This window comes from Burkholderia singularis, from assembly GCF_001718875.1.
Classification (GTDB): Bacteria; Pseudomonadota; Gammaproteobacteria; order Burkholderiales; family Burkholderiaceae; genus Burkholderia; species Burkholderia singularis.
Genome location: NZ_CP013449.1, coordinates 1,805,167 through 1,830,052 on the forward strand (window position 1 = coordinate 1,805,167; position 24,886 = coordinate 1,830,052).

21 protein-coding genes and 1 pseudogene are annotated in these 24,886 nt (G+C 65.9%); 11 read left to right on the top strand and 11 right to left on the bottom strand.

Features of this window, described 5'->3' with window-relative positions; all coding sequences use genetic code 11:
- Positions 1–47: 47 nt before the first annotated feature.
- Both AQ611_RS26820 and AQ611_RS23330 read left to right on the top strand, forming a co-directional pair.
- Positions 48–1,097 (top strand): annotated as a pseudogene (locus AQ611_RS26820) (4-hydroxyphenylpyruvate dioxygenase family protein); the annotation flags it as partial.
- Between the two features lie 537 nt (positions 1,098–1,634).
- On the top strand, positions 1,635–1,907 hold the full coding sequence (locus AQ611_RS23330) for a hypothetical protein (protein WP_069236225.1): 273 nt from the start codon (positions 1,635–1,637) through the stop codon (positions 1,905–1,907).
- 124 nt (positions 1,908–2,031) lie between these two features.
- Here the strand turns inward: AQ611_RS23330 and AQ611_RS23335 are convergent, their stop codons facing one another.
- From AQ611_RS23335 to AQ611_RS23355, 5 genes are all read right to left on the bottom strand, one after another.
- Positions 2,032–2,838: an AraC family transcriptional regulator gene (locus AQ611_RS23335; protein WP_059520725.1), complete on the bottom strand. Its 807-nt coding sequence runs from the start codon at positions 2,836–2,838 to the stop codon at positions 2,032–2,034.
- 144 nt (positions 2,839–2,982) lie between these two features.
- On the bottom strand, positions 2,983–4,275 hold the full coding sequence (locus AQ611_RS23340) for an NAD(P)/FAD-dependent oxidoreductase (protein WP_069236226.1): 1,293 nt from the start codon (positions 4,273–4,275) through the stop codon (positions 2,983–2,985).
- The gene (locus AQ611_RS23345) at positions 4,272–4,505 is read right to left on the bottom strand and encodes a 2Fe-2S iron-sulfur cluster-binding protein (protein ID WP_059520723.1); all 234 of its coding nucleotides are present in this window, start codon (positions 4,503–4,505) and stop codon (positions 4,272–4,274) included. The genes AQ611_RS23340 and AQ611_RS23345 overlap by 4 nt, the downstream gene beginning before the upstream one ends.
- On the bottom strand, positions 4,502–5,644 hold the full coding sequence (locus AQ611_RS23350; RefSeq protein WP_069236227.1) for an NAD(P)/FAD-dependent oxidoreductase: 1,143 nt from the start codon (positions 5,642–5,644) through the stop codon (positions 4,502–4,504). Before AQ611_RS23350 ends, AQ611_RS23345 begins: the two co-directional genes overlap by 4 nt.
- The gene (locus tag AQ611_RS23355) at positions 5,641–6,573 is read right to left on the bottom strand and encodes a 4-hydroxyproline epimerase (protein WP_069236228.1); all 933 of its coding nucleotides are present in this window, start codon (positions 6,571–6,573) and stop codon (positions 5,641–5,643) included. The genes AQ611_RS23350 and AQ611_RS23355 overlap by 4 nt, the downstream gene beginning before the upstream one ends.
- Before the next feature lie 228 nt (positions 6,574–6,801).
- Here AQ611_RS23355 and AQ611_RS23360 point away from each other — a divergent pair, with 228 nt between their 5' ends.
- From AQ611_RS23360 to AQ611_RS23380, 5 genes are all read left to right on the top strand, one after another.
- Entirely contained in the window at positions 6,802–7,722 is a 921-nt protein-coding gene (locus AQ611_RS23360) for a dihydrodipicolinate synthase family protein (RefSeq protein ID WP_069236229.1), read from the top strand.
- Positions 7,723–8,000: 278 nt separating this feature from the next.
- Positions 8,001–9,626, top strand: a complete 1,626-nt coding sequence (locus tag AQ611_RS23365) for an APC family permease (protein WP_069236230.1) — start codon at positions 8,001–8,003, stop codon at positions 9,624–9,626.
- A gap of 83 nt (positions 9,627–9,709) precedes the next feature.
- On the top strand, positions 9,710–11,314 hold the full coding sequence (locus AQ611_RS23370) for an aldehyde dehydrogenase (NADP(+)) (protein WP_069236231.1): 1,605 nt from the start codon (positions 9,710–9,712) through the stop codon (positions 11,312–11,314).
- A 473-nt stretch (positions 11,315–11,787) separates the two neighbouring features.
- The gene (locus AQ611_RS23375; RefSeq protein WP_069236232.1) at positions 11,788–12,378 is read left to right on the top strand and encodes a class I SAM-dependent methyltransferase; all 591 of its coding nucleotides are present in this window, start codon (positions 11,788–11,790) and stop codon (positions 12,376–12,378) included.
- A 618-nt stretch (positions 12,379–12,996) separates the two neighbouring features.
- Complete coding sequence (locus AQ611_RS23380; protein ID WP_069236233.1) at positions 12,997–14,289, top strand: MFS transporter; 1,293 nt, start codon at positions 12,997–12,999, stop codon at positions 14,287–14,289.
- Positions 14,290–14,463: 174 nt separating this feature from the next.
- Here AQ611_RS23380 and AQ611_RS23385 read toward each other — a convergent pair whose 3' ends face one another.
- Positions 14,464–15,471, bottom strand: a complete 1,008-nt coding sequence (locus tag AQ611_RS23385; protein ID WP_069236234.1) for a DUF4917 family protein — start codon at positions 15,469–15,471, stop codon at positions 14,464–14,466.
- 335 nt (positions 15,472–15,806) lie between these two features.
- Here AQ611_RS23385 and AQ611_RS23390 point away from each other — a divergent pair, with 335 nt between their 5' ends.
- Positions 15,807–16,217 (top strand): hypothetical protein, encoded by a 411-nt coding sequence (locus AQ611_RS23390; protein WP_069236235.1) that lies wholly within the window; start codon positions 15,807–15,809, stop codon positions 16,215–16,217.
- A 49-nt stretch (positions 16,218–16,266) separates the two neighbouring features.
- Here the strand turns inward: AQ611_RS23390 and AQ611_RS23395 are convergent, their stop codons facing one another.
- Entirely contained in the window at positions 16,267–17,655 is a 1,389-nt protein-coding gene (locus AQ611_RS23395) for a protein kinase (protein ID WP_083237528.1), read from the bottom strand.
- Positions 17,656–18,261: 606 nt separating this feature from the next.
- Between AQ611_RS23395 and AQ611_RS23405 the strand changes: the two genes are divergently transcribed.
- Positions 18,262–19,728, top strand: a complete 1,467-nt coding sequence (locus AQ611_RS23405) for a carbohydrate porin (protein ID WP_069236237.1) — start codon at positions 18,262–18,264, stop codon at positions 19,726–19,728.
- Positions 19,729–19,932: 204 nt separating this feature from the next.
- Here AQ611_RS23405 and AQ611_RS23410 read toward each other — a convergent pair whose 3' ends face one another.
- From AQ611_RS23410 to AQ611_RS23420, 3 genes are all read right to left on the bottom strand, one after another.
- A complete protein-coding gene (locus AQ611_RS23410; protein ID WP_059520712.1) occupies positions 19,933–20,370 on the bottom strand; it encodes a DoxX family protein in 438 nt (145 codons plus the stop codon).
- A 157-nt stretch (positions 20,371–20,527) separates the two neighbouring features.
- Complete coding sequence (locus AQ611_RS23415) at positions 20,528–20,797, bottom strand: hypothetical protein (RefSeq protein ID WP_069236238.1); 270 nt, start codon at positions 20,795–20,797, stop codon at positions 20,528–20,530.
- A 191-nt stretch (positions 20,798–20,988) separates the two neighbouring features.
- Complete coding sequence (locus AQ611_RS23420) at positions 20,989–21,657, bottom strand: TetR/AcrR family transcriptional regulator (RefSeq protein WP_083237529.1); 669 nt, start codon at positions 21,655–21,657, stop codon at positions 20,989–20,991.
- A gap of 268 nt (positions 21,658–21,925) precedes the next feature.
- Here AQ611_RS23420 and AQ611_RS23425 point away from each other — a divergent pair, with 268 nt between their 5' ends.
- Both AQ611_RS23425 and AQ611_RS23430 read left to right on the top strand, forming a co-directional pair.
- Positions 21,926–22,495, top strand: a complete 570-nt coding sequence (locus AQ611_RS23425) for a hypothetical protein (RefSeq protein WP_069236240.1) — start codon at positions 21,926–21,928, stop codon at positions 22,493–22,495.
- A 216-nt stretch (positions 22,496–22,711) separates the two neighbouring features.
- Entirely contained in the window at positions 22,712–23,455 is a 744-nt protein-coding gene (locus AQ611_RS23430) for a hypothetical protein (RefSeq protein ID WP_069236241.1), read from the top strand.
- A 148-nt stretch (positions 23,456–23,603) separates the two neighbouring features.
- On the opposite strand, the gene AQ611_RS23435 is transcribed toward AQ611_RS23430, so the two are convergent.
- Complete coding sequence (locus AQ611_RS23435; protein WP_069236242.1) at positions 23,604–24,806, bottom strand: acyl-CoA dehydrogenase family protein; 1,203 nt, start codon at positions 24,804–24,806, stop codon at positions 23,604–23,606.
- Positions 24,807–24,886 lie beyond the last annotated feature (80 nt).

Here is a 24,886-nt window from a genome sequence, read left to right on the forward strand (position 1 = left end):
CCCCGGCGCATTCACGAACATCAGAACGAACATCAAAGCAAACGGACTTGCCGCCGCTGTTCGCGCCGCCGCCCGCGCCCGCGCATAGCAGCGTGCAGTTCATCGAATTCGCGGTCGACGCGGCCGCCGCCAGCAACGTGGCCGGCTGGCTCGACAAGCTGCGCTTTCGTCTCGCGGGGCGCCATCGGTCGAAGGACGTGATGCTGTATCGGCATGGCGCGGCGTCGATCGTGCTGAACGCCGAGCGCGATTCGTTCGCCGACGCGTTCTTCCAGGCGCACGGACTATCGCTATGCGCGGCGGCGTTTCGCGTCGACGATGCGCGGCGCGCGCTCGAACGCGCGGCGGGCTACGGCTATGCGCCGTTCTCGGGCCGCGTCGGCCCAAACGAGCGCGTCGTGCCGGGCGTGCGCGCGCCGGACGGCAGCCTTGAATATTTCGTCGACGAAACGCCCGGCGCGCCGACGCTTTACGAATCGGATTTCGTGCTGACCGACATCGACGGCCCCAGCGAAGTCGGCCCGATCATCGGCATCGATCACGTCTGCCTCGCGCTGCCCGCCGACGCGCTCGACGCCTGGGTGCTGTTCTTCAAGACCGTGTTCGGCTTCGAGGCTGAACGCAACTGGCTGGTGCCGGACCCTTACGGGCTCGTCAGAAGCCGCGCGGTGCGCAACGCGGACGGCTCGGTGCGCATCGCGCTCAACGCGTCGGTGGACCGGCACACGGCGCTCGTCGAATCGCTGCATCGCTATCGAGGTTCGGGGCTCAATCACGTCGCGTTCCGCACCGACGACATCGCCACGGCCATCGCCGAATTCGCGGCCGACGGCGTGCCGTTCCTCAGGATTCCGCGCAATTACTACGACGATCTCGCGGCGCGCTACGCGCTGCCCGACGACACGATCGAACATTTGAGCCGGCACAATTTGCTGTACGACCGCGACGAGACGGGGGGCGAATTTCTGCATGCCTATACCGAGCTGGTCGATAACCGCTTTTCGTTCGAGCTTGTCGAGCGGCGCGGCGGCTACGACGGCTACGGCGCGGCAAACGCGGCGGTGCGGCTTGCCGCGCAGGCCCAGCGCAGGAAGTGAGCCAGTCGCGGGCGCGGCATGGGCAATGAGTGCCGCGTCTGGCGGCACCTTCGCTGTCGAGCCGGCCTGCTACGGACGGGGGGCGCTGGCGGTGCGCGTAGGGCGTGCCGGTGTTGAACGTTGGGTGCTGAGCGTTGGCGTTGGCGTTGGCGTTGGCGTTGGCGTTGGCGTTGGCGTTGGCGTTGGCGTTGGCGTTGGCGTTGGACGCTGGACGCTGGACGCTGGACGCTGGACGCGAAATGCTACGCGACGCATCCGGCTTCGCCTCACTTTCGTCCTACGATTTCGACACGGCCGTTCGGGCTGAAACCGTACTGCACCGCACACCCCGGCCCCGCTTGCGTCGATGGTGCGTGCGGCCGGCCCGAGACAGCACCCGCGGCACAGCAGGCGCCGACGCGCCAGCCTCGGTGCAACCCGAATTCGCTTTGGTCAGAGCACGCGGTTTGGCACAGCCCCGCCCTTTCACGGGCGCTTTAAGCATCGCTTAAGAAAGCCACGGCATCATCCGTCCCAATGTTCGCATAGGAGAATGGAATGACCCCTGTCGACAATACGTCTGCCGCGGGCCAAACCACCGCGCCCCCCGCCAAATCGAAAACCATGCTGCGCCGCCTGCTGAGCCATCACGAAATCGCGACGCTGCTGATCATGCTGCACGCGCCCATCGGCGCAAACGCCAAACCCGAGCTGCCTGCGCTGCAGGAAGCCGGTCTCGTCGAACGAATCAGTTCCGATGCCGATTCGTCGCCCGCTTTTCGTCTGACGGAAAACGGCACGGCCGTGCTCAAGGGCCTCGGCTACCGCTGATCTTTCCGGCCTGCGGCGGCGCCCGTCGAATCTGAATTCCCGCATCGCCGCGCACACCGGCCCGAAGCCCGGCGCGCGGAACAAATGCGCCCGCTTACGCGCTGCCCTCCTGAAATGCGCCCGCCTACGCGCCGCCCTCCTGCAATGCAAGCCGATACTCGGTCGGCGTCACCCCCACCGTCGCCTTGAACTGCCGCGTGAATGCGCTGTGATCGGTATAGCCGCATAGCGCCGCGACGTCCGTGACCTTGTCGTGCGTGACGAGAAACGCCGTCGCGGCATCGAGGCGCGCTTTCAGCAGCATCTGCCGCGGGGTCAGATGAAATACCTTGTGGAAATAGCGTTCGAGCTGCGCGACCGACATCCCCGCCATTTGCGCAAGATGCTTGAGGTTCGGCGGCTGGGCGTAATGCTCGTGGATATGGCGCACCACGTCGGCGATGCGGCTGTAGGCCGGGTGCGAACTCTCGTGCGCGCGCAGATCGCGCGACAGCCCGGCGATGCCGACGATGCGCCCCCGCGCATCGCGCAGCGGCTCCTTGCAGGTCAGGCACCAGCCAGGCTCTCGGCCCGCGTACAGATGCAATTCGAGCTGGTCGGCAAGCGGCCGGCCGCCGCCGATGATCGCGCGGTCCTGCTCTGCATAGCTGCGCCCGAAGCGGATCGGAAAGACCTCGGCGGCGGTCTTGCCGTATAACGCGCGTTTGTCCTTGTAGCCGCAGCGTTGCGCGAGCGTGCGGTTCACCAGCGCATAGCGCGCATGCGCGTCCTTGACGAAGAACGCGACGTCGGGAAGCGCATCGAACACCGGTTCGAGCTGCGTAAAGTGCGCAAGCAGCGCGGCGAAGCCGTCGTCGCTCGTATTGTCCGATGTGTCGTCCGGCCGGATGGCGGACGAGGTTGCAGGCGGCACGGCAAGCAAGGTCATCATGGAAGACTCGTGTATCGGGACACGGATGGCGTCGATTATAGGAGCCGTCACAGCAGCGATGAAGCGGCGACCGAAGCAGCCGCCTCCGGCCGTGATCCGCTTGCGGCTGCGCACGGCATTTCGACGCGACGCAGCCGGCCGGCGTCAAGCTTCGGCGCGGGCGTCATCGCAAGCCAGGCTGCCGATTCGCGCCGGCGAGAACGGCTCGCGCGGCGTCGCGTCGTCCCAGCCGAAATACGCGTGCGCTGCCGCGCCGCAAACCCGCCCCTGGCACGCGCCCATCCCGCAGCGCGTCACCAGCTTCGCGTCACGCGCCGATGCATGCGCGCGCACCGCGCCGATCGTCACATCCTCGCAGCGGCACAACAGCGTGTCGTCAGGCGGCAGCGCGCGGGCGGCAGCGCCAAGCGCAAACGTATCGGCGACGCGGGCCGCGAAACGCCGCCACGCATCGCGGCGGCGCAGCAGCGCGGCGGCCCGCCGGCGGCCGGCGGGCGTCGCATCCGCACCGCTTGCGGCAAGCCCGGCCAGTTCCCCTTCGATCTGCGCAAGCTCGACGCCACCCACTCCCGTACATTCGCCCGCCGCATAGATACGCTCGACCGACGTGCGCTGCGCGCCGTGCGTCGCGATCGCGCCATCGCGCACATCGCAGCCGAGCGCGCGCGCGAGCGCGACATTCGGCACCAGGCCGTAGCCGCATGCGAGCCGGTCGCAATCGAGCGTTTCGCGCGCACCGCCGCGCTCGATCGTGACCGCGCGCACGCGAGCGTCGCCATGTGCGGCGCCTACGACGCTGCCCGTCAGGTAGCGCGTGCCGACGAAGCCGCGCGACAAATGCACGGCCTGCACCAGCTTCGCCGGCGCCGCCGCGAGCGACAGCGCAAAGCGCGCAAGCGCGGCGCGCGGCGCCTGTTCGACGAGCGCGACCACCTGCGCGCCCGCCGTCCGCGCCGTCGCGAGCGACGCGAGCAGCAACGGCCCGCTGCCCGCGATCACGATGCGCTCGCCGCGCACCGGCAAGCCGCCCTTGATCAGCGCCTGCAAGCCGCCCGCGCCCGTCACGCCGGGCAGCGTCCAGCCGGGAAACGGCAGCAGCAGTTCGCGCGCGCCGCAGCACAGAATCAGCGCCCGGTAGTCGAGCAGCAGCGCGCGCTGCGCGTCCTCCAGCAACAACGCACCGGGCCGAGGCGCGGCAACGACGCGCGTGAGCGCGAGATAATGCACACCCGGCTCGCTCAACACGCCGAACGCGGCGGCGGCCCGCGCCGGCAGCACGGCGGCGGGCCCTTGCCGCCAGATCTGCCCGCCCGCGCGCGGATTGTCGTCGATGACCGCGACCGTGCGGCCGCCGCGCACGGCAGCCCGCGCCGCCGCCAGCCCCGCCGGCCCCGCGCCGATAATCGCCACATCGACGCTGCGATGTTCGTTCGTCATCTCGTTCGCTCCACCTGCATGCCTTCGCGGCAAAGCGTCTGACAGGCGAGCATGCGCCGCCCATCGACCGTCACCCGGCATTCGTGGCAAATCCCCATCCCGCAAAAAGGCGCGCGCGCAGCGCCGCTGCAGGATGTGCGGGCCGTATCGTCGCCGCTCAGCGCAATCGCGGCCGCGACGGTCATGCCGTCGGCCACGGCCAGCGCGCGACGGTCCAGATAAATGATCATTGCAACGCTCCGCTTGCCGCGATGCCCGGCGTCGGCAGGAAACGCCCCGGCGAAAACGGCTCGACGTCGATCGCCGCGCGCTCGCCGAACATTCGCGCGGCCAGCACGCGCGCGCTGCCGGGCGCGGTGGTCACACCGAGCCCCTCGTGCCCGAGCGCGAGCCACAGGCCGGGCTGCGACGGATGCTCGCCGAGCAGCGGCAAGCCGTCGGGGCTGGCCGAGCGAAAGCCCGTCCATGCGCGGATGCCATTGAGATCGGCGAGTGCGGGCAAATAATGGATCGCGCGGCGCAGCATCCGTCCGAGCACGGGCATCTCGACGCCCGGCTCGTCGGTGCCGAACTGCCGCGACGAACCGATCAACAGCTGACCGGTGGGTCTGGGCTGCACATTGAATGCGACCGACGTGCCGCCGCTTGCGTGCGCGCTCGCCGCATAACCCAGCTCGACGAGTTGATGCGACACCCGCGCCGGATAGCGGTCGGTGATCACCAGATGCCCCTTCTTCGGCACGAGCGGCAGCTCGGGCAGCAACTCGCGCGCGGCAACGCCGTTCGCGACGACGACGTGCGCCGCGCGCAGCGTGCGGCCGCCGTCGAGCGTCACGCTTGGGCCTTCGACGGCCACCGCCTTCGCGCGACACACCGTCACGCCCGGCAGCCGGGACAACAGCCATTGCGCGGCGGCGGGCGCGTACAGGATGCCGTCGCCGGCAATCCTCAGCGCGCCGCCGAGATCCGCGCGCAGCATCGGTTCGAGCGCGGCGAGCGCAGCGCGCCCGATCAGCTCGCCCGCCACGCCGTGCTCGGCAAGCGCGGCTTGCTTCGCGCGCGCGAGATCCATTTCGTGCGCATCGGCTGCAAGCCACAGCGTGCCGCAATTGCGGTATGCGCACGCCTCGGGCATCGCATCGCGCAGCGCGTTCCACAGCCCGATCGAGTAATGCGCGAGCGCCAGTTCGGCGGCGCTGCCGTCCATCGCAACGAGGTGGCCCATCCCCGCGCCGGTCGCGCCGCCCCGGCCGTCGTCGACGACCAGCACGCGCAGCCCGCGCAGCGCGAATTCGTGCGCGCACGCGGCACCGACGATGCCCGCGCCGATCACCACGACATCGGCCTGCGAATCATGCGCGAGGTTCACGAAACGATGCCCCAGCCGAACGGGTCGTCGTCCTCGATCAAGAGCGTCGCCTCGGCGCTCAGATGCGCGCGGCCGCGGATGGTCGGTACGACGCCGCCTTCGGCGGGCGCGTAGCTCGCCGAGAACACGCTGCCGATCACGCTCGCCTGCCGCCATGTCGCGCCGGGCGCGAGCTTGCCGTCCGCGGCTAGGCACGCGAGCTTCGCGCTCGTGCCGGTGCCGCACGGCGAGCGGTCGTAAGCGAGGCCCGGGCATAGCACAAAGCTGCGGCTGTCGTGCTCGGGGTCGTCGGCAAACAGTTCGATGTGGTCGATTAACGCGCCGCCCTCGCCGCTCACGCCCGCGCGCTCGAGGCTCGCACGCAGCGCCGACGCGTAGGCGCTCAGCGCCGCGACGTTGTCTGCCGCGACGCGCTGGCCGTGGTCGTTGACGAGGAAAAACCAGTTGCCGCCCCATGCGATATCGCCCGTCACCGTGCCGTGCCCCGGCACGTCGATGACGACGCCCTGCCGGTACCGGTACGCGCGCACGTTGCGCACGCTGACCGACAGATCGTCGTGCAGCGTCGCTTCGACGTCGCCCACGGGCGTCTCGATCCGGTGCACGCCCGGCGCGATACGGCCCAGATGATGCAGCGTGCGCACGACGCCGATCGTCCCATGCCCGCACATGCCGAGATAACCGGCGTTATTGAAGAAGATCACGCCCGCCGCGGCGCTGGCCGAGACCGGCTCGCACAACAGCGCGCCGACCAGCACGTCGCTGCCGCGCGGCTCGACGATGCACGCGGTGCGATAGCGGTCGTGCTCGCGCGCGAGCGTCGCGAGACGCTCGGCCATCGGCACGTCGCCCAGCGCCGGAAAACCGTCTACGACAACGCGCGTGGGCTCGCCGCCCGTATGCGAATCGATGATGTGGATGCGCTTCATATTGCGTCGATTCGAGGTAGAAAGATGCATAGCTTCCCGCGTCGGACGTCCGGCCGCTTGTGGGTTTTCGATGATGCGCGCGACGAAATCGGCACAAGCGGGCGGCTGTGCCGATTTCATCTTTTCACGGTTGGAAAAGCCTCAAGCGCCACGGCTTTTCGACGGCAATACTGGATGCCTCACCGACGGTTTGCGTCGGCCATTCCATTCGAACTCAGGAGATTTTCAGTGAGCGGTCATGCCATTCAATGGAGCGGGGTGTTCCCCGCCGTCAGCACCCAGTTCAAGCCGGACTTTTCACTGGACGTCGACGCGACGCACCGCGTCGTGAAAAACCTGGTGAACGACGGCGTGTCGGGCCTCGTCGTCTGCGGCACGGTCGGCGAGAACACGTCGCTGAGCACGTCGGAAAAACGCGCGGTGATCGAAGCGGCGCGCGATGCCGCGGGCGGCAAGGTGCCGGTGGTCGCCGGCATCGCCGAATTCACGACGCAGTTCGCCTGCGACACGGTGCGCGAGGCGGCGCGCGCCGGCGTCGACGGCGTGATGGTGATGCCCGCGCTCGTCTATTCGGCCACGCCGCGCGAGACGGCCGCGCACTTCCGCGCGGTCGCGGCCAGCACCGATTTGCCGGTGATGGTCTACAACAACCCGCCGGTCTACAAGAACGACGTGACGCCCGACGTGCTGATCGCGCTTCAGGATTGCGACAACATCGTCTGCTTCAAGGATTCGTCGGGCGACACGCGCCGCTTCATCGATCTGCGCAACGCGCTCGGCGATCGCTTCGTGCTGTTCGCCGGGCTCGACGACGTGGTGCTCGAAAGCATTGCGCTCGGCGCGCAAGGCTGGGTATCGGGGATGTCGAACGCGTTTCCGAAAGAGGGCGAGACGCTGTTTCGCCTTGCCAAGCAGAAGCGCTTCGAGGAGGCGCTCGCGCTGTACCGGTGGTTCATGCCGCTGCTGCACCTCGATGCGCGGCCGGATCTCGTCCAGTGCATCAAGCTGTGCGAAGAGCTGATGGGCCGCGGCAGCGCGCTCACGCGCCCGCCGCGCCTCGCGCTGCAAGGCCAAGCGCTCGACGAGGTCAAGGCGATCGTCGCGCAGGCGCTCGCGAATCGCCCGGCGCTGCCGGACGTCGGTCTTTGAGCGGCGAACGCCGGTTGCTGGCCGCCGGCCCGTTACCGCGCGAAGTCGTCTGCATGTAATGGCGCGCCGCAGCAGCCGGGCCTGCCCGAGACGGTGAGCCGCTCGGCGGTGAGCCGGCCGGGCCGGCGCGGGCGGCCGCCGCGCGAGCGCAGCGACGCGTTTGCCGCTCGCGCCGGCATTGCGTCAGCACGCGCCCGCTCGCCGATTCGTCCGCCAGCCGGCGCGCGCCAGCGGCAGCCGCCGCACGCATCAAAACGAAGACATCAGGAGACAAGCCCATGCCAAGCCAAGGCAACGCGCAACCATCCATACCGCTTTCCCCTGCCGCGCCGTCCGGCGCGAGCCGAGGCCAATTCAAGAAGCAGCTTTCGCTGACCGATCTCACGTTCATCGGGCTGGGCGCGATCTTCGGATCGGGATGGCTGTTCGCCGCGAGCCACGTATCGACGATCGCGGGGCCGGCAGGCATCCTGTCCTGGCTGATCGGCGGCTTCGCGGTGCTGCTGCTGGGCATTGTCTACTGCGAACTGGGCGCCGCGCTGCCGCGCGCGGGCGGCGTGGTTCGCTATCCGGTGTTCTCGCACGGCCCGCTGCTCGGCTACCTGATGGGCGCGATCACACTGATCGCGTTCTCGAGCCTGATCGCGATCGAAGTCGTCGCGGCGCGCCAGTATGCGGCCGCGTGGTTTGCGGGGCTCACCGCCGAAGGATCGAGCAACCCGACGACGCTCGGCTGGCTCGTGCAGGCCGCGCTGCTCTGTTTCTTCTTCTACCTGAACTATTCGAGCGTGAAGACGTTCGCGAAGGCGAACAACGTGATCAGCATCTTCAAGTTCATCGTGCCGCTCTCGGTGATCGCGGTGCTGTTCACGTTCTTCCGGCCCGCGAATCTGACCGCGCACGGCTTCGCCCCGTTCGGCCTGCAAGGCATCGAAATGGCGGTGTCGGCGGGCGGCATCATTTTCGCGTATCTCGGGCTTACGCCGATCGTGTCGGTCGCGAGCGAGGTGCGCAACCCGCAGCGCACGATTCCGATCGCGCTGATTCTGTCGATCGTGCTGTCGACGCTGATCTACGTGCTGTTGCAGCTCGCGTTCGTCGGCAGCATCCCGGCCGCGGCGCTCGCGCACGGCTGGCGCGATGTAAGCCACGCGTTCTCGCTGCCGTACCGCGACATCGCGCTTGCGCTCGGCGTCGGCTGGCTCGCGTACATGGTTGTCGCCGATGCGATGATTTCGCCGTCCGGCTGCGGCAACATCTATATGAACGCGACGCCGCGCGTAGTCTACGGCTGGGCGAAGACGGGCACGTTCTTCAAGGTCTTCACGCGCGTCGATGAAGCCTCCGGCATTCCGCGCGCCGGGCTGTGGCTCACGTTCGGCCTCGCGATCTTCTGGACGCTGCCGTTCCCCTCATGGGAAGCGCTGATCAACACCGTATCAGCCGCGCTCGTGCTGAGCTATGCGCTCGCGCCGGTATCGGTCGCCGCGCTGCGCCGCACCGCGCCGGACCTGCCGCGGCCGTTCCGCGCGAGCGCGTTCGCGCTCACCGGCCCGGCATCGTTCGTGATTGCCGCGCTGATCGTCTACTGGTCGGGCTGGAGCACGGTGTCGTGGCTGCTCGGCCTGCAGATCGCGATGTACGCGATCTACCTTGCGTGCCGCCGCTGGGTGCCCACCCAGCAGTTGAGCCTGGCCGAACAGGTGCGCTCGTCGCTGTGGCTGATCGCGTTCTACGCGCTGATGATCGCGGTATCGTATCTCGGCGGATTCGGCGGCACCGGCCGTCTCGCGCACCCTTACGACACGGGCGCCGTCGCGGTGATCGCGCTCGTCATCTATTACTGGGGCGCGCATACCGGGGTGCCGCGCGCGAAGTTGCAGCTCGAGGACGACGAGCACTGATACGCGGCTCTCCTGCCGATTCACCGTTTTTTGTTTGACGGCCGGGCAGACGATACCCGGCCGGCCCTTTTTCGAGGAAAACCATGCGACTCACAGGCCAGCTTTTGATCGGTCAATCCGCGGTGCCCGGACACAACGGCTCGTTTCGCGCCATCCATGCCGCCACCGGCGAGCCGATCGAGCCCGCATTCGGCGGCGCGAGCCTGCGCGATCTGAACCGCGCTTGCGCGCTTGCCGACGATGCATTCGACGCCTATCGCGAAACGCCGCTCGAAGCCCGCGCGGCGTTCCTCGATGCGATCGGCCGTCAAATCGTCGCGCTCGGCGATGCGCTGATCGAGCGCTGCGCCGCCGAAACAGGGCTGGCGCGCGCGCGCCTCGAAGGCGAACGCGCACGCACGGTCGGTCAACTCGCGCTGTTCGCGCAACTCGTGCGCGACGGCGGCTTTCTCGACGTGCGGATCGATCCCGCCCGCCCCGACCGTCAGCCTCAGCCGCGCGCCGATTTGCGGCTGCGCAATATCGCAATCGGGCCGGTTGCGGTGTTCGGCGCATCGAATTTTCCGCTCGCGTTCTCGGTCGCGGGCGGCGACACCGCAGCCGCGTTCGCGGCCGGCTGCCCGGTGATCGTCAAGGCCCATGGCGCGCATCCGGGCACGTCGGAGCTGGTCGGCCGCGCGATCCAGGCGGCCGCGCGCGAATCCGGGATGCCCGACGGCGTGTTCTCGCTGCTGTTCGACTCATCCTACGAGATCGGCCAGGCGCTCGTCGCCGATCCGCGCATCAAGGCGGTCGGCTTCACCGGCTCGCGGCGCGGCGGCCTCGCGCTGATGCACATCGCGGCGGCGCGCAACGAGCCGATCCCCGTCTATGCGGAAATGAGCGCGATCAATCCGGTGCTGCTGCTGCCGGGCGCGCTCGCAGCGCGGCACGATGCGATCGCGCAGCAGTTCGTTGCGTCGCTGACGCTCGGCGCGGGCCAGTTCTGCACGAACCCCGGCCTCGTGCTCGGTATCGACGGCCCGGCGCTGCGCGCGTTCGAGCGCGCGGCGGCCCGCGCGGTTGCCGCCGCCGCGCCCGCGACGATGCTGACGCCGCACATTCACGCGAGCTACGTCGAAGGCGTCGCGCGGCTGGCATCGCACGATGCGCTCGAACAGCTTGGCGAAGGCATCGCGGGGGACCGGCATCAGGCACGCGCGGCGCTGTTCGCGACGTCGGCGCAGGCGTTCGCGTCGCACGCCGAACTGCGCGACGAAGTATTCGGTCCGGCGTCGTTGATCGTCCGCTGCGCGGATCTCGACACGCTGCATCGCACGCTGCGCTCGCTCGAAGGCCAGCTGACGATCGCCGCGCATCTCGGCGACGGCGACGCGCCGCTGTTCCGCACGTTGCGGCCAACGCTCGAACGCAAGGCGGGGCGCATCCTCATCGACGGCTTCGGCACGGGCGTCGAGGTTGGCCACGCGATGGTGCACGGCGGCCCGTTTCCGGCGACGTCGGACGTGCGCACGACGTCGGTCGGCGCACGTGCGATCGAGCGCTTCCTGCGCCCCGTTTCGTATCAGAACGTGCCGGATGCGCTGCTGCCCGACGCGCTGCGCGACGGCAATCCGCTGAACGTGCCGCGCCGGCTCGACGGCGCCGCCGAACCGCGGCAGACACGGGAAGCGAACGCAGCGAGTTAGGTGCGTGCACCCGGCTGCGCCCGTCAAAGATCATCGTCACATGCGGCGGCATGCGCGCTCGGGCATCACGGGCGGTCCGGCGCGCATGCACGCGCCATTGACCGCGCCATCACGCCGGAGCATCGCAACGCCGGCGGTTCGCATCGCGGCTGCCGGCTGCCCGTGTGCGTGCGATCCCGATAAAAAGACGGACAGAACCCTGCCCGTGCCCAATCGGCCCGGCGCCGGCACGCGCTCCGTCATGGCCGGCGGCCTGGGCTACGACGGTTGCTGCGACAGCCGAATCAAAACCTGTCATAAGCCATACCGGGATAACGACTTGCCTTCCCCGCCGGACGGCATGCGCCTAAATTACTACTGCTGCATCCCAACGCGGCGACCGCCATGATCACGGCCATGCGGCCGAGCGCGCCATCCCGCATCCAACCGCGTACCGGGCCGGCATCGTCACCTGTTGATCGGAGGCATTGGCTATGGACGAACAGACCATCGAAGCCTATTCGAGCGGCGCGAGCCGATTCGCGGCCGAGTGGCGCGACCAGCCGCCGCCGGCTGACATGTACGCGCTCCTGCAGCGCTATTTCACCCCAGGCGGCAAAACGGCGGACATCGGTTGCGGCACCGGCCGCGACGTCGCGTGGCTAAACGATCACGGCTTTCCCGCGGTAGGCTACGACGCAGCCGAAGGGCTGCTGGCGCAAGCCGCGAACGCCTTCCCGTCGCTGGTTTTCAAGCGCGCCGCGCTGCCCGCGCTGGAGGCCATCGGCGAAGACAAGTATGACAACGTGCTGTGCGAAACCGTGCTCATGCATTTGCCGCCTGAGGAGGTTGCCGGGGCCTGTGCGCGTCTGTTCGAACTGCTCAGGCCAGCGGGGACGCTGTATCTGAGCTGGCGAGTCGCGGAGTCGGCTTCCACCCGCGATGCCGCTGGCCGCCTCTATGCGAAGTTCGACGCGGCGCGGGTCAGGGAGGGCCTTGGCGATGCCGAATTCCTGCTCGATGCCGAAGCAGTCAACCGGTCTTCCGGCAAGCGGGTGCATCGGCTTGTCGCACGGCGGCGGTAATGGATGCAGACTGGCCGCGATATGACGCTTCCCCGTCCTGCGCCGCACGACAACGATGCCGGCGTCCCGGCCGCGTTCGGCGCGCATCCGGACGGCGAGTTCACAGCGCTGGCCGACGCGTCGTGTTTCGTTAGCGCTCGTGCGCCGGCGCAATGCCGTCCGGCTGCTATTGTTCCAGGCACCGGATGAACAACCCATCAGCGCCGCGGTTCCCATGCTCACTCCGCGGCGAGAGTGGCTACGATCCCCGATGACGCCCGCCGCAAGCGAACGATCGTAGCGCCGCCGCCGCTGGCAACTGGGCCACCGATCGTTTGCTCTCGCCTTTCGTCAGCCAAGTGAGCGCATTCGCACCGGAAAGACTCTCCACCGATGTCGAATCGAAGCGGTAGGGACGCGGGCACACCGCATTTGCCGCACCGCCGCATTCGCACGCGCCGCCGTCCTGTAGAATCGCCGGCATTGCGTCAGTTCGTCTCCGCGCGGCGCCCATCCGGCGTCGCGCGGTTCGTGTCCCGTGCGCCATCCCGCGCGTTGCACTGTCTGTCCGACGACAAGACCCGCCGCCGGGCTGCGGTCCGCGCGGTACACAATCATTCGAATCCTGATCGCCCAACCATGCCTGCATCCGACCTGAGCGCCGTTTCGAGCGCCGCCCCGCGTGCCCTCACGCGCAGCGACTATAAAACCCTGAGCCTCGCCGCACTGGGCGGCGCACTCGAGTTCTACGATTTCATCATCTTCGTGTTCTTCGCGCCCACGATCGGCCAGCTCTTCTTTCCACACGACATCCCCGATTGGCTGCGCCAGTTGCAGACGTTCGGCATCTTCGCCGCCGGCTATCTCGCGCGGCCGCTCGGCGGCGTCGTGATGGCGCACTTCGGCGATCTCGTCGGCCGCAAGCGGATGTTCACGCTGAGCGTGCTGTTGATGTCGGTGCCGACCCTGCTGATGGGCCTGCTGCCGACCTACGACAGCATCGGTCTGGCCGCGCCGCTCGCGCTGCTGTTGTTCCGCTTGTTGCAAGGCGCGGCCGTCGGCGGCGAAGTGCCGGGCGCGTGGGTGTTCGTCTCCGAACACGTGCCGCCGCAGCGGATCGGCTACGCGTGCGGCACGCTCACTTCCGGCCTGACCGCCGGCATTCTGCTCGGCTCGCTCGTTGCCACCACCGTCAACCGCCACTTCTCGCCGGCCGAAGTCAGCGCGTTCGCATGGCGTGTGCCGTTCCTGCTCGGCGGCGTGTTCGGCCTCTTCTCCGTCTATCTGCGCCGCTGGCTGCACGAAACGCCGGTGTTTGCCGAGATGAAGGCCAGAAAGACGCTCGCGGCCGAGATTCCGCTGAAGGCGGTGCTGCGCGATCACGGCCGCGCGGTGATCGTGTCGATGCTGCTGACGTGGATGCTGTCCGCGGCAATCGTCGTCGTGATTCTGATGACGCCGACGCTCATTCAAAAGCAGTTTCACATTGCGCCCGCGGATGCGCTGTTCGCCAGCAGCGTCGCGACGCTGTGTCTGGTGGCCGGCTGCGTTAGCGCAGGCTCGCTCGCCGACCGGTTCGGCGCGAAGGCGGTGCTGTCGACCGGCGGTCTCGCGCTCGCCTTCTGCTATTACGCGCTGTTCGGCCAGCTCGCGGCCGATGCGACGCGGCTCGTGCCGTTCTATGCGCTCGTGGGCTTCGTCGTCGGCACGATCGGCGCGGTGCCGTTCGTGATGGTGAAGAGTTTCCCGGCGGTCGTGCGGTTCTCCGGCATATCGTTCTCGTACAACGTCTCGTATGCGGTGTTCGGCGGCATGACGCCCGTCATCGTGTCGCTGCTGATGAAGTCGAATCCGCTCGCGCCCGCGTGGTATGTCGCGGCGATCTGCGTGCTCGGCGCGGCAGCCGTGTTGTTCGCGAAAGACGCGCAATAGACGTGTGAAATGGCGGAAGGCGGCTGCACGCCGCCGCAGTGCCACGCGCGCGCGCCTCACGCCGCCATCTTCGGGTTCGGCCGGCTGGCGCACCGCCCGGCGCCCGCTTATTGCGTTACGCCGCCAGCCGACGCAACGCACCACATCGGCCGGGCGCGCCCGGCCATCGTTATCCTAGGATTGCTCGGGAACATTCCACGCACCGGCGCTCGCCGAATCAAAAAATCGAATATCGACCACGCCCATTTTCGAGAAGATTTCATAGGCGTGTTGAATGTACTGTTGATTGCCGTTGCGCACCGAAACCGCAACCCTGACCGGCTTGCACGCGTCCAGTTGCCTGATGATGTGTTCCTCTTGCTTATTCATGCTCCAGCCGTAAATTGCCACCACGGCCTCCGGCTGATATAGCACTTCGCGGAACACTTGTTGGAGATAGACCGAAGCGGAAATAGCGCGCATCTTGTGCTCGCTTACGCCTTCGCAAACGAAAAGAGGCGTGCCCTGCCCCGTCTCCCATGCGGTCAATACCGAGTTGAGCAGATCTTTCCCGGCTCGCGCGCGAATCTTCCGCTCCTCGTCGCGCGATCGCCGGCTCAAAACGAGATTGCCATGCGGATAGAAAAACATCGTTGTATTCCGTCCGCCGCGCGGCACTTGCAAGCGCCGCCAATTGGACGTGAACGCCGTGCCATCGTGTTCGACAAAGCCGTCCTTGAATTGATGCCCGGCGATCTCGTCGTTTCCGACCATCGCTGCCCAATATACGATCAGATCGTAATTCAACGACGCGACAGTCCGGAAGCCGGACATGAAGCGCGCAATGGCGCCGAGATGAGGTTCGGCATCCTCATAAGCGACATGAACATGCGCGATCGTCTTGATCAGTGTGCCGCGAACGAGTTCATAAGCCTCCGATATTCTTTCGCTCTCCAATTTGAGCGCATCGCTGACGAGCTTCGCATGCCAAAGACGCCTGAGCACAAATTCGAAATCGTTCGTTTCGAAATGATTAAACACATCACGCACGCCTTCCGATATATACCCATGTTTTTTTGCCGTCTCGAATAGCGACGAATAACGAAACCCCTCGTGAACGGCAATGCTTCCCCCATTCCCGACGATCAAAATTTCCTTGAAGTCATCACGGATATCGGCCCATTCGTATATTTTATTTTTCATCGCACGCAAAATAATTAGACGCAAAAAAGAACATTTTCTACCGCAGATCCCGAGCCCGGCCCCACTCATCGCTCAAGCAAAATGGATCATAGCTCACGCTGATGTTTGCGACTTATTCAATCCGGTCGAATAGTTCATTCGACAAAAATATCCGCCTGTTTGAATACGGCATAACTATCGAGCTTCATCCGCCGCCCGCAAGCAATGCCGATACGGCATGCCGAAAGCCCGCCGACGAGCCGCGACAAGCGCCCGGCCTCGCCCCAATGCGGCGCTCGTCGATCCACCAGATCCCCTACAATCCAGCACTGCGCCACGACAACCGTAATCGCGTCATGAAATCCTTCCTCGTTTCGATATTTGCCACCGCCATCGCAACCGCCATCGCAACCGCCAGCGCAACCGCGCTGGCCGATACTTCCGGCGACAGCACCGCCGAGCTGCCGTGCGCGATCGGTTATGTCACCGGCGTCGGCGGCGCCGCGCGAAGCGTTCACGAATACTTCGCGAGCCGCTTCAAGGATCAATATCGCTACCTGGCGGACAATCCGCTCCAATGCCGGGTTTCCGACGAAGGCCGCGCGTCGGCCTGCACCGGCATTACGACCTTTCGGCGCGAACGCGTCAGCGTGTACGACGTGATCGACAACGATACGATCGCCGTGGTCGCGCGTGTCGATCTCGACCACGGCACATACCCGGCGATCATCGCCGTGCGCAAACAGGACGTGCAGTGCGAGAAATGAGATGAAATCGAAGTAAGCGCGGCCACGCGAACGCCGTCGCGCCATGACTTCATCGCGGCTGCGGGCGCGCGGCCGCGTCAGCGCGGCCGTTGCTGCGCGCCGGCAACCGCGCGTTCTTCCAATCCAGCAACGCACGCACGATCGCATCGAACGGCGGCCGGCGCTGCGCGTCTTCGTTCAAGCACGCCGCAACGAGTGCGTCGAGTTCGCCCATGTCGCCCGCATGGACGGCATCGCACCGCTCGATCAGTTCGTCGAGCAGATAGCCGAACGCCCGAACCTCCAGCCGTTGCAGCGCCAGCCCGAGTTCCCGGTCATCGGCGTCATAAAAGGACGCCGCGCCGAAATCGCCCAATAGCGCACGCCCCGCGCCGCCATGCAGGATGTTGTGCGCATACAGGTCGCCATGCATGATGCCTCGCCGATGCAGATGGCAGGCGGCCGAAGCAATGCCGTGCGCGATCTCGAACACCGTGGCCGGATCGAATCGCACGTCGGCCGCATAAAGATCCCGCGTGCAGGATTCCAGGCTCGGCGGCGCGGCAAGATTGGCGAATGCCGGATCGATCAGCTCCATCACCAAGCCGTGCGCATCGGCTGGATGGCCTTTTACCTTGCCGATCACCGGAATCAGATGCGGATGACTGCCGGCGCGCATACAAGCGGCCATTTCGCAATCCGGCAGGCCGTCGCTCGTCACCGCGCCCTTGAAAAGCTTGACCGCGACCGGCCGCGGCGCTGCGCCGCCGCCATGCAGCAGCGTCGCCCGGTAAATGACGCCCGACGCGCCTTCACCCAGCTTCTGCTCCAGCGTCAGCGCATTCCAATGGATATCGGCAATCGACGCATCGTGCGACGCCGCCGTTTCCAGCGCCTGACCAAGCGGATTGCCCGCATACGCGAGCCACGCGAGACGCGGCAAGCGCATCAGCCATTCAGGCAGCGCGTTTAGCCGGTTAGCGGACAGGCGCACGAGTTCGAGCCGCGTGCATGCGGACATCTCGTCCGGCAATTCGCGCAACCGGTTACCTGCGAGCATCAATTTCTGCAGCAACGCACAGTGGCCGATTTCCGCTGGCAGCGCTTCCAGTTCGTTGTCCGTGAGGATCAGCCAGCGAAGCTGGCGCGCAAGCGCTCGACCCGAGACTTCGCGGATGCGATTCGCCTTGAATCCGATCATGCTCAACTGCGTGCATGCGCCGAGTACGTCGGGCAACGCCGTGAACCGGTTGTCGGACGCAAAGAGGATGCGCAATTTGCGCAGCCGGGGCAAATCGTCGGGCAGGGTCGACAACGCATTGCCGGATAGATCGAGGATCTCCAGCGTGTCGGCAAGATCGAATATCTCGCGCGGAAATTCGGTCAGGCCGCAAGCGAGCTTGAGCCGCCTCGTACCCAACAGTTGCCCAGCCTGCAGTTGCTCGAGAGTGGTGATCACAGTGAAAAGCCGTATTCGGTTGCCAATGCGGGTTGAACCCACCGCGCCGATTCTACTGGGATCACTTTCGGACAACCAACCGCCCATTTTCTCAGGTACTGCCGTGGCCAGCGTCTGAAGCGGCCTCATAGCACCCACTTGCCGCCGAATCGCGGCGACGGGCTGACAATGTCGCAGCGCCGATCCGGAGACGGGATGCGCGCCCGGCCGGCGGGCATCGGCGCGAGCCGGCATCCGCTCCAGCGGCGCAGTGGCGCAATGCGGCGTGGCGCCACCGCGATCACCGCATTCGAAACGATTCGCGTCGCCGCTGAACCGGCCGCGCTTGTTTCGTCGAACGCATCATTCCGCCTCACCGCCCCTTTTGTTACTTCTAATATTTCATTTTCCCTTCGATTTCGACTGTCAAGTATTTGATTTGTAAGAAATATCATTGCCGAACGCAATATGTACGAGAATCATTCTCATTTTTATTGACATCAATATCGACCCTGCATACGATGCGCGCGCACCACGGCCGTTTTCCGCGTATTGCCGACCCTGCGTCGCGCATCGCGCGGCCGCGCTCCGCTCGCACGATCAAAAGGACGAAGAGGAAGAAACGTCATGCTATTCGCGTTGCCCGCCGGGCGCTTCACGCACCATCGCCCCCGCTCAACCGCTCGCCGCGCGGCCGCCGTGTGCGCATGGCTGTTCAGCTCGGCCGCGTTTGCCGCCACGTCGCCGGACGCGCAGCCCGAAGCGCCCGAGGCCAATCTGGCGATCAGCGCGAAGCCGGCGGCCCAATGGACGAGCATATGGACGCGCCAGACGCTGCTCGGCGACATCGGCGGGCTGCGCCCCTGGCTCGGCAAATACGGGATCACGCTGGGCCTGCAGGAAACCAGCGAATATCTGGCGAACCTGCGTGGCGGCCTGCACCGCGGCGGCACCTACGACGGCCTCACGACCGCGACCTTCACCGTGGATACGCAAAAGGCGTTCGGCCTGCCCGGCGGCACGTTCAACGCGAGCGCGCTGCAAATTCACGGCCGCAACCTCAGCCAATCCAACCTCGGCACGCTGAACACCGCGAGCGGCATCGAGGCGCAGGACACGACGCGCCTCTGGGAACTGTGGTATCAGCAATCGTTTCTCGGCCAGCGCGTCGACGTGAAGATCGGCCAGCAAAGTCTCGATCAGGAATTCATCGTCAGCCAGTACGCGCAGACGTTCGTCAACACGATGTTCGGCTGGCCCGCGCTGCCGTCATACGACATGCCCAACGGCGGCCCCGCATATCCGCTGTCGGCGCTCGGCGTGCGCTTGCGCGGCAAGATCACGCCGTCGCTCACCGCGCTCGCGGGCGTGTTCGACGGCGATCCGCTCGGCAACAACCCGAACAACCTGAGCGGCACGAACTTCAACCTGCACAACGGCACGCTGTTCATCGGCGAGTTGCAATATGCGCTGAACCAGCCGGCCGACGGCGAAATGGACACCGGCAAACCGGGCGGGCTGCCGGGCACGTACAAGATCGGGGTTTGGTATCACAACGGCCGCTTCGCCGACCAGCAGACCGACAACGCCGGCCTGTCGCTTGCGGACCCGGCATCCACAGGCGTAGCGCGCCCGCATCACGGCAATTACAGCGTCTACGCGGTCGCCGACCAGATGATATGGCGCCCCGATCCCGCCGGCGCGAAAAGCCTCGGCGTATTCGCGCGCGTGATGGCCGCGCCCGGCGAGCGCAACCTCGTCAGCGTGGCCGCCAACGCGGGCATCGTGCTGAAAGCGCCGTTCGAAGGCCGCGATAACGACAGCGCCGGACTCGCCGTCACGTACATCAAGGTCGGCTCGCACGCGAGCGCGCTCGATCAGGACTTTCGGCGCTTCACCGGCGGCCCTTACGGCGTGCGCACGAGCGAAACGGCGCTCGAGGCGACGTATCAGTATCAACTCGCGCCGTGGTGGCAATTGCAGGTGGATGCGCAATACACGTTCAACGCGGGCGCGGGCCAGAACCCGGCCGATCCTGCGCAGCCGCTGCGCAACACGTTCGTCGTCGGACTGCGCACCAACATCGCGTTCTAAGCACGAGCGCGTCGGCCATTAACCGCCGGCCGTTTTCCAATTTGAAGATTGACGTTCGATGCGGCAGCGCGCGAAGCCACCGCGCCAATCAGGAGATTCAACGATGCGTTGCACCCTGCTTGCGCCGCCCGCGCGCCGCACCAGGCTCGCATTCGCCACGGCGCGCGCCGCCCATCCCAATCGCCCGCCCCCGGATCGGGCGCATTACCTTAAATGGCCATAAGGCGACGACGGCCGCCGCAAGCCGTCGATACTCGCACCGCCCGCGCCCGTCACGAACAGCAGCAGGAAGCCGCCGGCAATCGCGACGTTCTTCCAGAAGTGGATGACCATGTCGTGTTGCAGCACAGGATCGGTCGCATCCCAGAAATTGTGCGCAACCAATGCGGTCGCGATCGTGTAGAACGCCAGCACCAGCGCCAGCGGCTTCACCTTGTAGCCCACGACGAGCAGCAGCCCGGACAGCCCCTCGAGCGCGACGACCGCAGGCGCGACGATCTGCCCATACGGCACGCCAAGCCCCCGCAAATAACCGGCGAACTCGCCATAGCCCAGCAGTTTCGTCGCGCCGCCCCACAGAAACAGCAACGCAAGCAACAAACGCGCGACAAAAATGATGCCGGAATCGACGGAACGCGTCATGCGTGACCTCCTCGTAGCCAATCGATGCAGCCGCGCATTGGCGTGGCGGCCCGTTATCTCGTAAATGCGCCAGAATAGGAGGTCTTGGCGGCCACTCCAAGCAAAAGGTTGTAGCAAAACTTTGCACCCGGAGCCAAACCTCTTTCATATCAACGCGTTACACCCGCGCCCATACCGAAGTGCGCCGGCTATCGCGCCCGCTTGCGGGCGCGGCTCGGCCGGCGCTGCTATCGATGGGTCGACGCACGGCAAAAAGAAGCGGCTGCTCGTACTCGTGCCGCTCGATGTTCACGAACAGCGCAGCGAGCGAGCGATCGCCGGCGAACTCGAAATTCTTCAGGTCAATGCGCCGGTTGCGTGCATCAAAACCGTGACGCGGTTGAGCGCTCGGCGCAACCTCGAACGAGTTGCGCGCCATCACGATCATGTTGGCGCTGCTTCAACGGGCGCGAAATAACCGAGCCGATCTGCGAACGCGAGCCGCCAGGCCTCGATCAATCGATACTCGCACTTCGCACTCGTGAAAGGCGCCGCAAATGCCGCCGTTGCTCATCTCGACAAGTTTCTCCTCGCCTTGCAACAGACGGCACCACACCGCCGCCCTACCGGGCTCAGCCGTCAAATGTCGCCGAGCAGGACCTCACGCATGTACTCGCGCATCTTTTTCTTATATGCCGCGTCGCCGACATGCCACAGCATCGACTGTGAAATCAAATAACTGTACGTTGCGAATGCCTTGCCTCGCGCCTTCGACGGCGTCAACCCCAATGCCATGAAACACCGCTGCGCGTAAGCCAAGCGCTGTTTGTCGACAGCGTCGACGACGCGCTGAACGCTTTCGTCCTGCCTCGCCCAAATCCGCACCGAAAGTTCGATCATCGATGCACGCCGCGCGGACGAACCATGAAACGGCAATTCGAGCATGTTCTCGATGACTCGGCGAGGATCGGCCTGCCCTACTTGCAGTTGACGAATGGTCTGGGCAGTCGCCCATTCGCGCCAATTCTCGAGCACTTGTGCCAGCAGGTCGTCGCGATCCTTGAAATGATAGTAAAAGCTGCCGGTGGTAATGCGCAGCCGCTTGGCCAAGGATTCGACCCGTATCGCCTCCACACTCCCATCGATCAGCAGATCGGTCGCGGCAGCAATCCAGTCTTCCTTGCCGAGCGTGCCGCGCGAGGCGCGCTTCCTGGCGGGTGTACGGGCAGGGGTCAGCATGGTGGAACCATAAAAAGGGCACGGCTCGGGATTTTCCCATACGCGCGCACAGCCGACGCAATCCGGCATTTAACTTATCGGCGGGCAGATTCAATGCTCGGCCAGCTATGCCAATCGATTGAACGGCCGATCTGATGATGGGCGGGCGTATCCGCTTGCCGCAACGGTCCATTGAACGACAGACGCACATGAGCCCGCGGCCACAACACATGACGGGCGACGCGGCCCGTTTATCGCTCGGGGCATCAGAAGATGCGCGGGATTCAGCCGCCGTAAAAACCGCATCGCAACGGCCAATCCGAATCGACTATAGTGGGCCTTTCGACCAGGAGCACGCATGCCGACACCGGACAATCCATGGAATTCGCTGGAAGTCCTCAAGCTGGGCGTCGAGATCCTGACGCCGTTGTCCGTCACCGCGCTCGGCTGGGTCATCAGCCGCCGGCTCAAACAGCTCGAATTCGTTCAGTGGACGAATCAAAAGCTGATCGAAAAACGGCTCGCGATCTACGATACCATCGCGCCGCGCCTCAATCGCCTGCTATGTTTCTACACGTGGGTCGGCCCGTGGAAGGACATCACGCCCGACGAAGTGATCCGCACGAAGCGCGAACTGGATCAAACGATCCACGTCTACCGCCATCTGTTTGGCGATGACGTCTACCGCGCGTATCAAGCCTATCTCGACGCGCTGTTCGACACGCATTCCGGCGCAGGCCGCGACGCGCGGATCAAATCGACGATCACGAGCGCCGACGGCGACCGGATCAGCCACGGCACACATCCGTGGCAGCCCGCGTGGTCCGAGCGATTCTCGAGCGAGAACATCGCATCGTGCGACGAAATCCGAGCGCGTTATCAGCGGCTCATGGATACGCTGCGCGCGTCACTCGGCGCCGATCGCTGAATTGGCGGCATTCGTCGGCGGCGCGCCGTGCCGCGAAAACGAAACGTCAGCTCATGCACATCAAGCTGTCATATAGCGCGTGTCTGATTAGGGATACTACCGACCTTGGCTGATCCCGTTGATAACCCGTTGATCGTCGCGGCCGATCGGCGGCGCGTGCGTTGACGCGCCGCGCCGCGCACCGGTCCAACCGGCACCGATATGAAAGCACGGCCGATGCTCGAATATGCGCTGCACCCGGTCGAGGATCGCTTGATCCATATCGACGATTTCTGTCGAATGGATCCCGTCCCGCACGGGTGGGCGCGCTGTCCGCTCTGCCTGGAGGCAGTCTACATCGTGCAATTGCGCGGCCGTTCGCACACACGCCGCTTCGCGCACCTGACCGGCAATCATGCGCGCTGCCCGCTCGTCAATGTCACGCTACCGAATCCGCTTGCCGCCCAGGTCGGCCCGCCGCTCGACGAACGCGGCCGGCGTCAGCGCGCGACCTTTTTCCAGTCGTGGCAACGGCATCTGCACACGATTCGGCAAACAGCCTCGGCTTTCGGCATCGCGCGCTTCACGCACGCGATCGAGCATGCGGACGTATTGAAGCTATGGGCATGGCCGACGCTCGCGCAGCGCGACATTCCATACATTCTGCTCGTGCTGGCGGAGTTCATCGCCGCGCCGCGCAGCGACAAGCAAGCGGCGTGGTCGCGTTTCTGGTTCGATGCGACGGTACAGAAAATCGACGATCTGCGCAAACCGCCCGGCGTGCTGCCCAGGCTGTTCAGGCTGCGCTACCGCATGCCCAGGATGTCTAAGTTTCCGAGCGCACGGCATCTGATCGACTGCCAATTGGTTCAGATGGGCGCCGCCAGCCCGAACGATACGCCGGCCCCCATACCGGGCGCGGACGTCGATGCGTTCGAAGCATTCGCGTCACGCTTCGTAACGAGCCGCTCGGTCGAATGAACCCGCGCCCATGCGTCAGCCGGCGTCGACCCGAGCACCGCCCCGGCAGAGCGGCGCGCAAGCGCATACCTGACACGCCGGCACGCTGTACCGGCCCGCTTGCTTCGAACCGCGGCACGTAGCTCGCTGGCCTCGATCACGGTTACGCTCACGTATAAAGCGACGCCTCCGGCAGTGCTCCCGTCAACGCATAACGGCCGACGTCGCGCAGCCGGTAGTCGAGCGGATCATGCAACGTATGCGTGCGCGCATTGCGCCAGAAACGATCGAACGCAAGTGACGCGGCGCTCGCGCGCGCACCGCACGCATCGAATAAAGCCTCGCCGACCTCGAGCGCGGCACGCTGGGCGACGATCTTCGCCTCCGATATCGCCAGCGCCGTTTGCGCGCGGCCTTCGGCCGTCAATGCATCCTTGAGCGCCCATGCGGCCTGTAACGCCTGCGCAGCGCGATCGGCCAGTGCCTCGGCGCTCACCGCGTGCACCCGCATATCGCCAAAACGCTGCAGCGTGTAAGGATCATCGACCGCCCTTTCCACACCGGACTGCACCCATGGCCGCCCGGCCCGCTGCACGTAATCGCGCCCCTCGGCAAGCGCGCCCTGCGCGATGCCGACGAAAAGATTCGTCAATACGAGTTGCGATACGAGCGTGCGCAACGTCGCCCGCGGCGTCGGCGGCGCTTCGGATCGATGCAACACTTCTTGCGGCTCGACCCGCACCCGCTCGAACGACACACTGCCGCTATCGGTCTGCCGCTGGCCGATCGGATCCCAATCGTCGTGCACCACAATTCCGTCCCGATCGGTCGGCACGACCGCGAAGATCGGCTTGCCCGTTGACGGATCGTGCGCAGACACCGTCATCTGCTGCGAGCCGCGCGTACCCGAGCAAAAGCCTTTGACGCCATCGAGCCAATAGCCGCCGTCGCTAGCTGCGTGCGCGGCAAGCCGCGTATCGAGGGGGTTGACCGCATTGCCCCACCACCAGTTATGTTCGACCGTGCCGCGCAAATAGCGCTCGCGCTGTGCGGCATTGCCCCAGACATCGACGCTGACGATCTGCAGATATTGAAAGCCGAGCAAGTGGGCAAGCGCGCTGTCCGCGCGAGCGAGCGCGCGAATCGTTTGATAGATCAGCGGCCATTCGGCCTCCTGACCACCGAATTCGCGCGGCACCGCGAGCGTGAGCAACCCCGCATCGGCAATCCAACGCTTTTCGCGCGCGGCATGGCCGCCCGCGCGGTCACGTTCAGGTGCGCTTGCGCGCAGCATGTCGGCCAATTCGGCCACCGTGCGCGGCGCGGTTTGCGTTCCGGTGAAAAAAGCAGACAGACTTCTTGGATCATTCATACGGAAGTTTCCGTGGTAAGGAGCAGGCTGTCGCCGGTAACGAACGGAGTGCCAGCGAACGGCACGGCGGCGCGAAACTG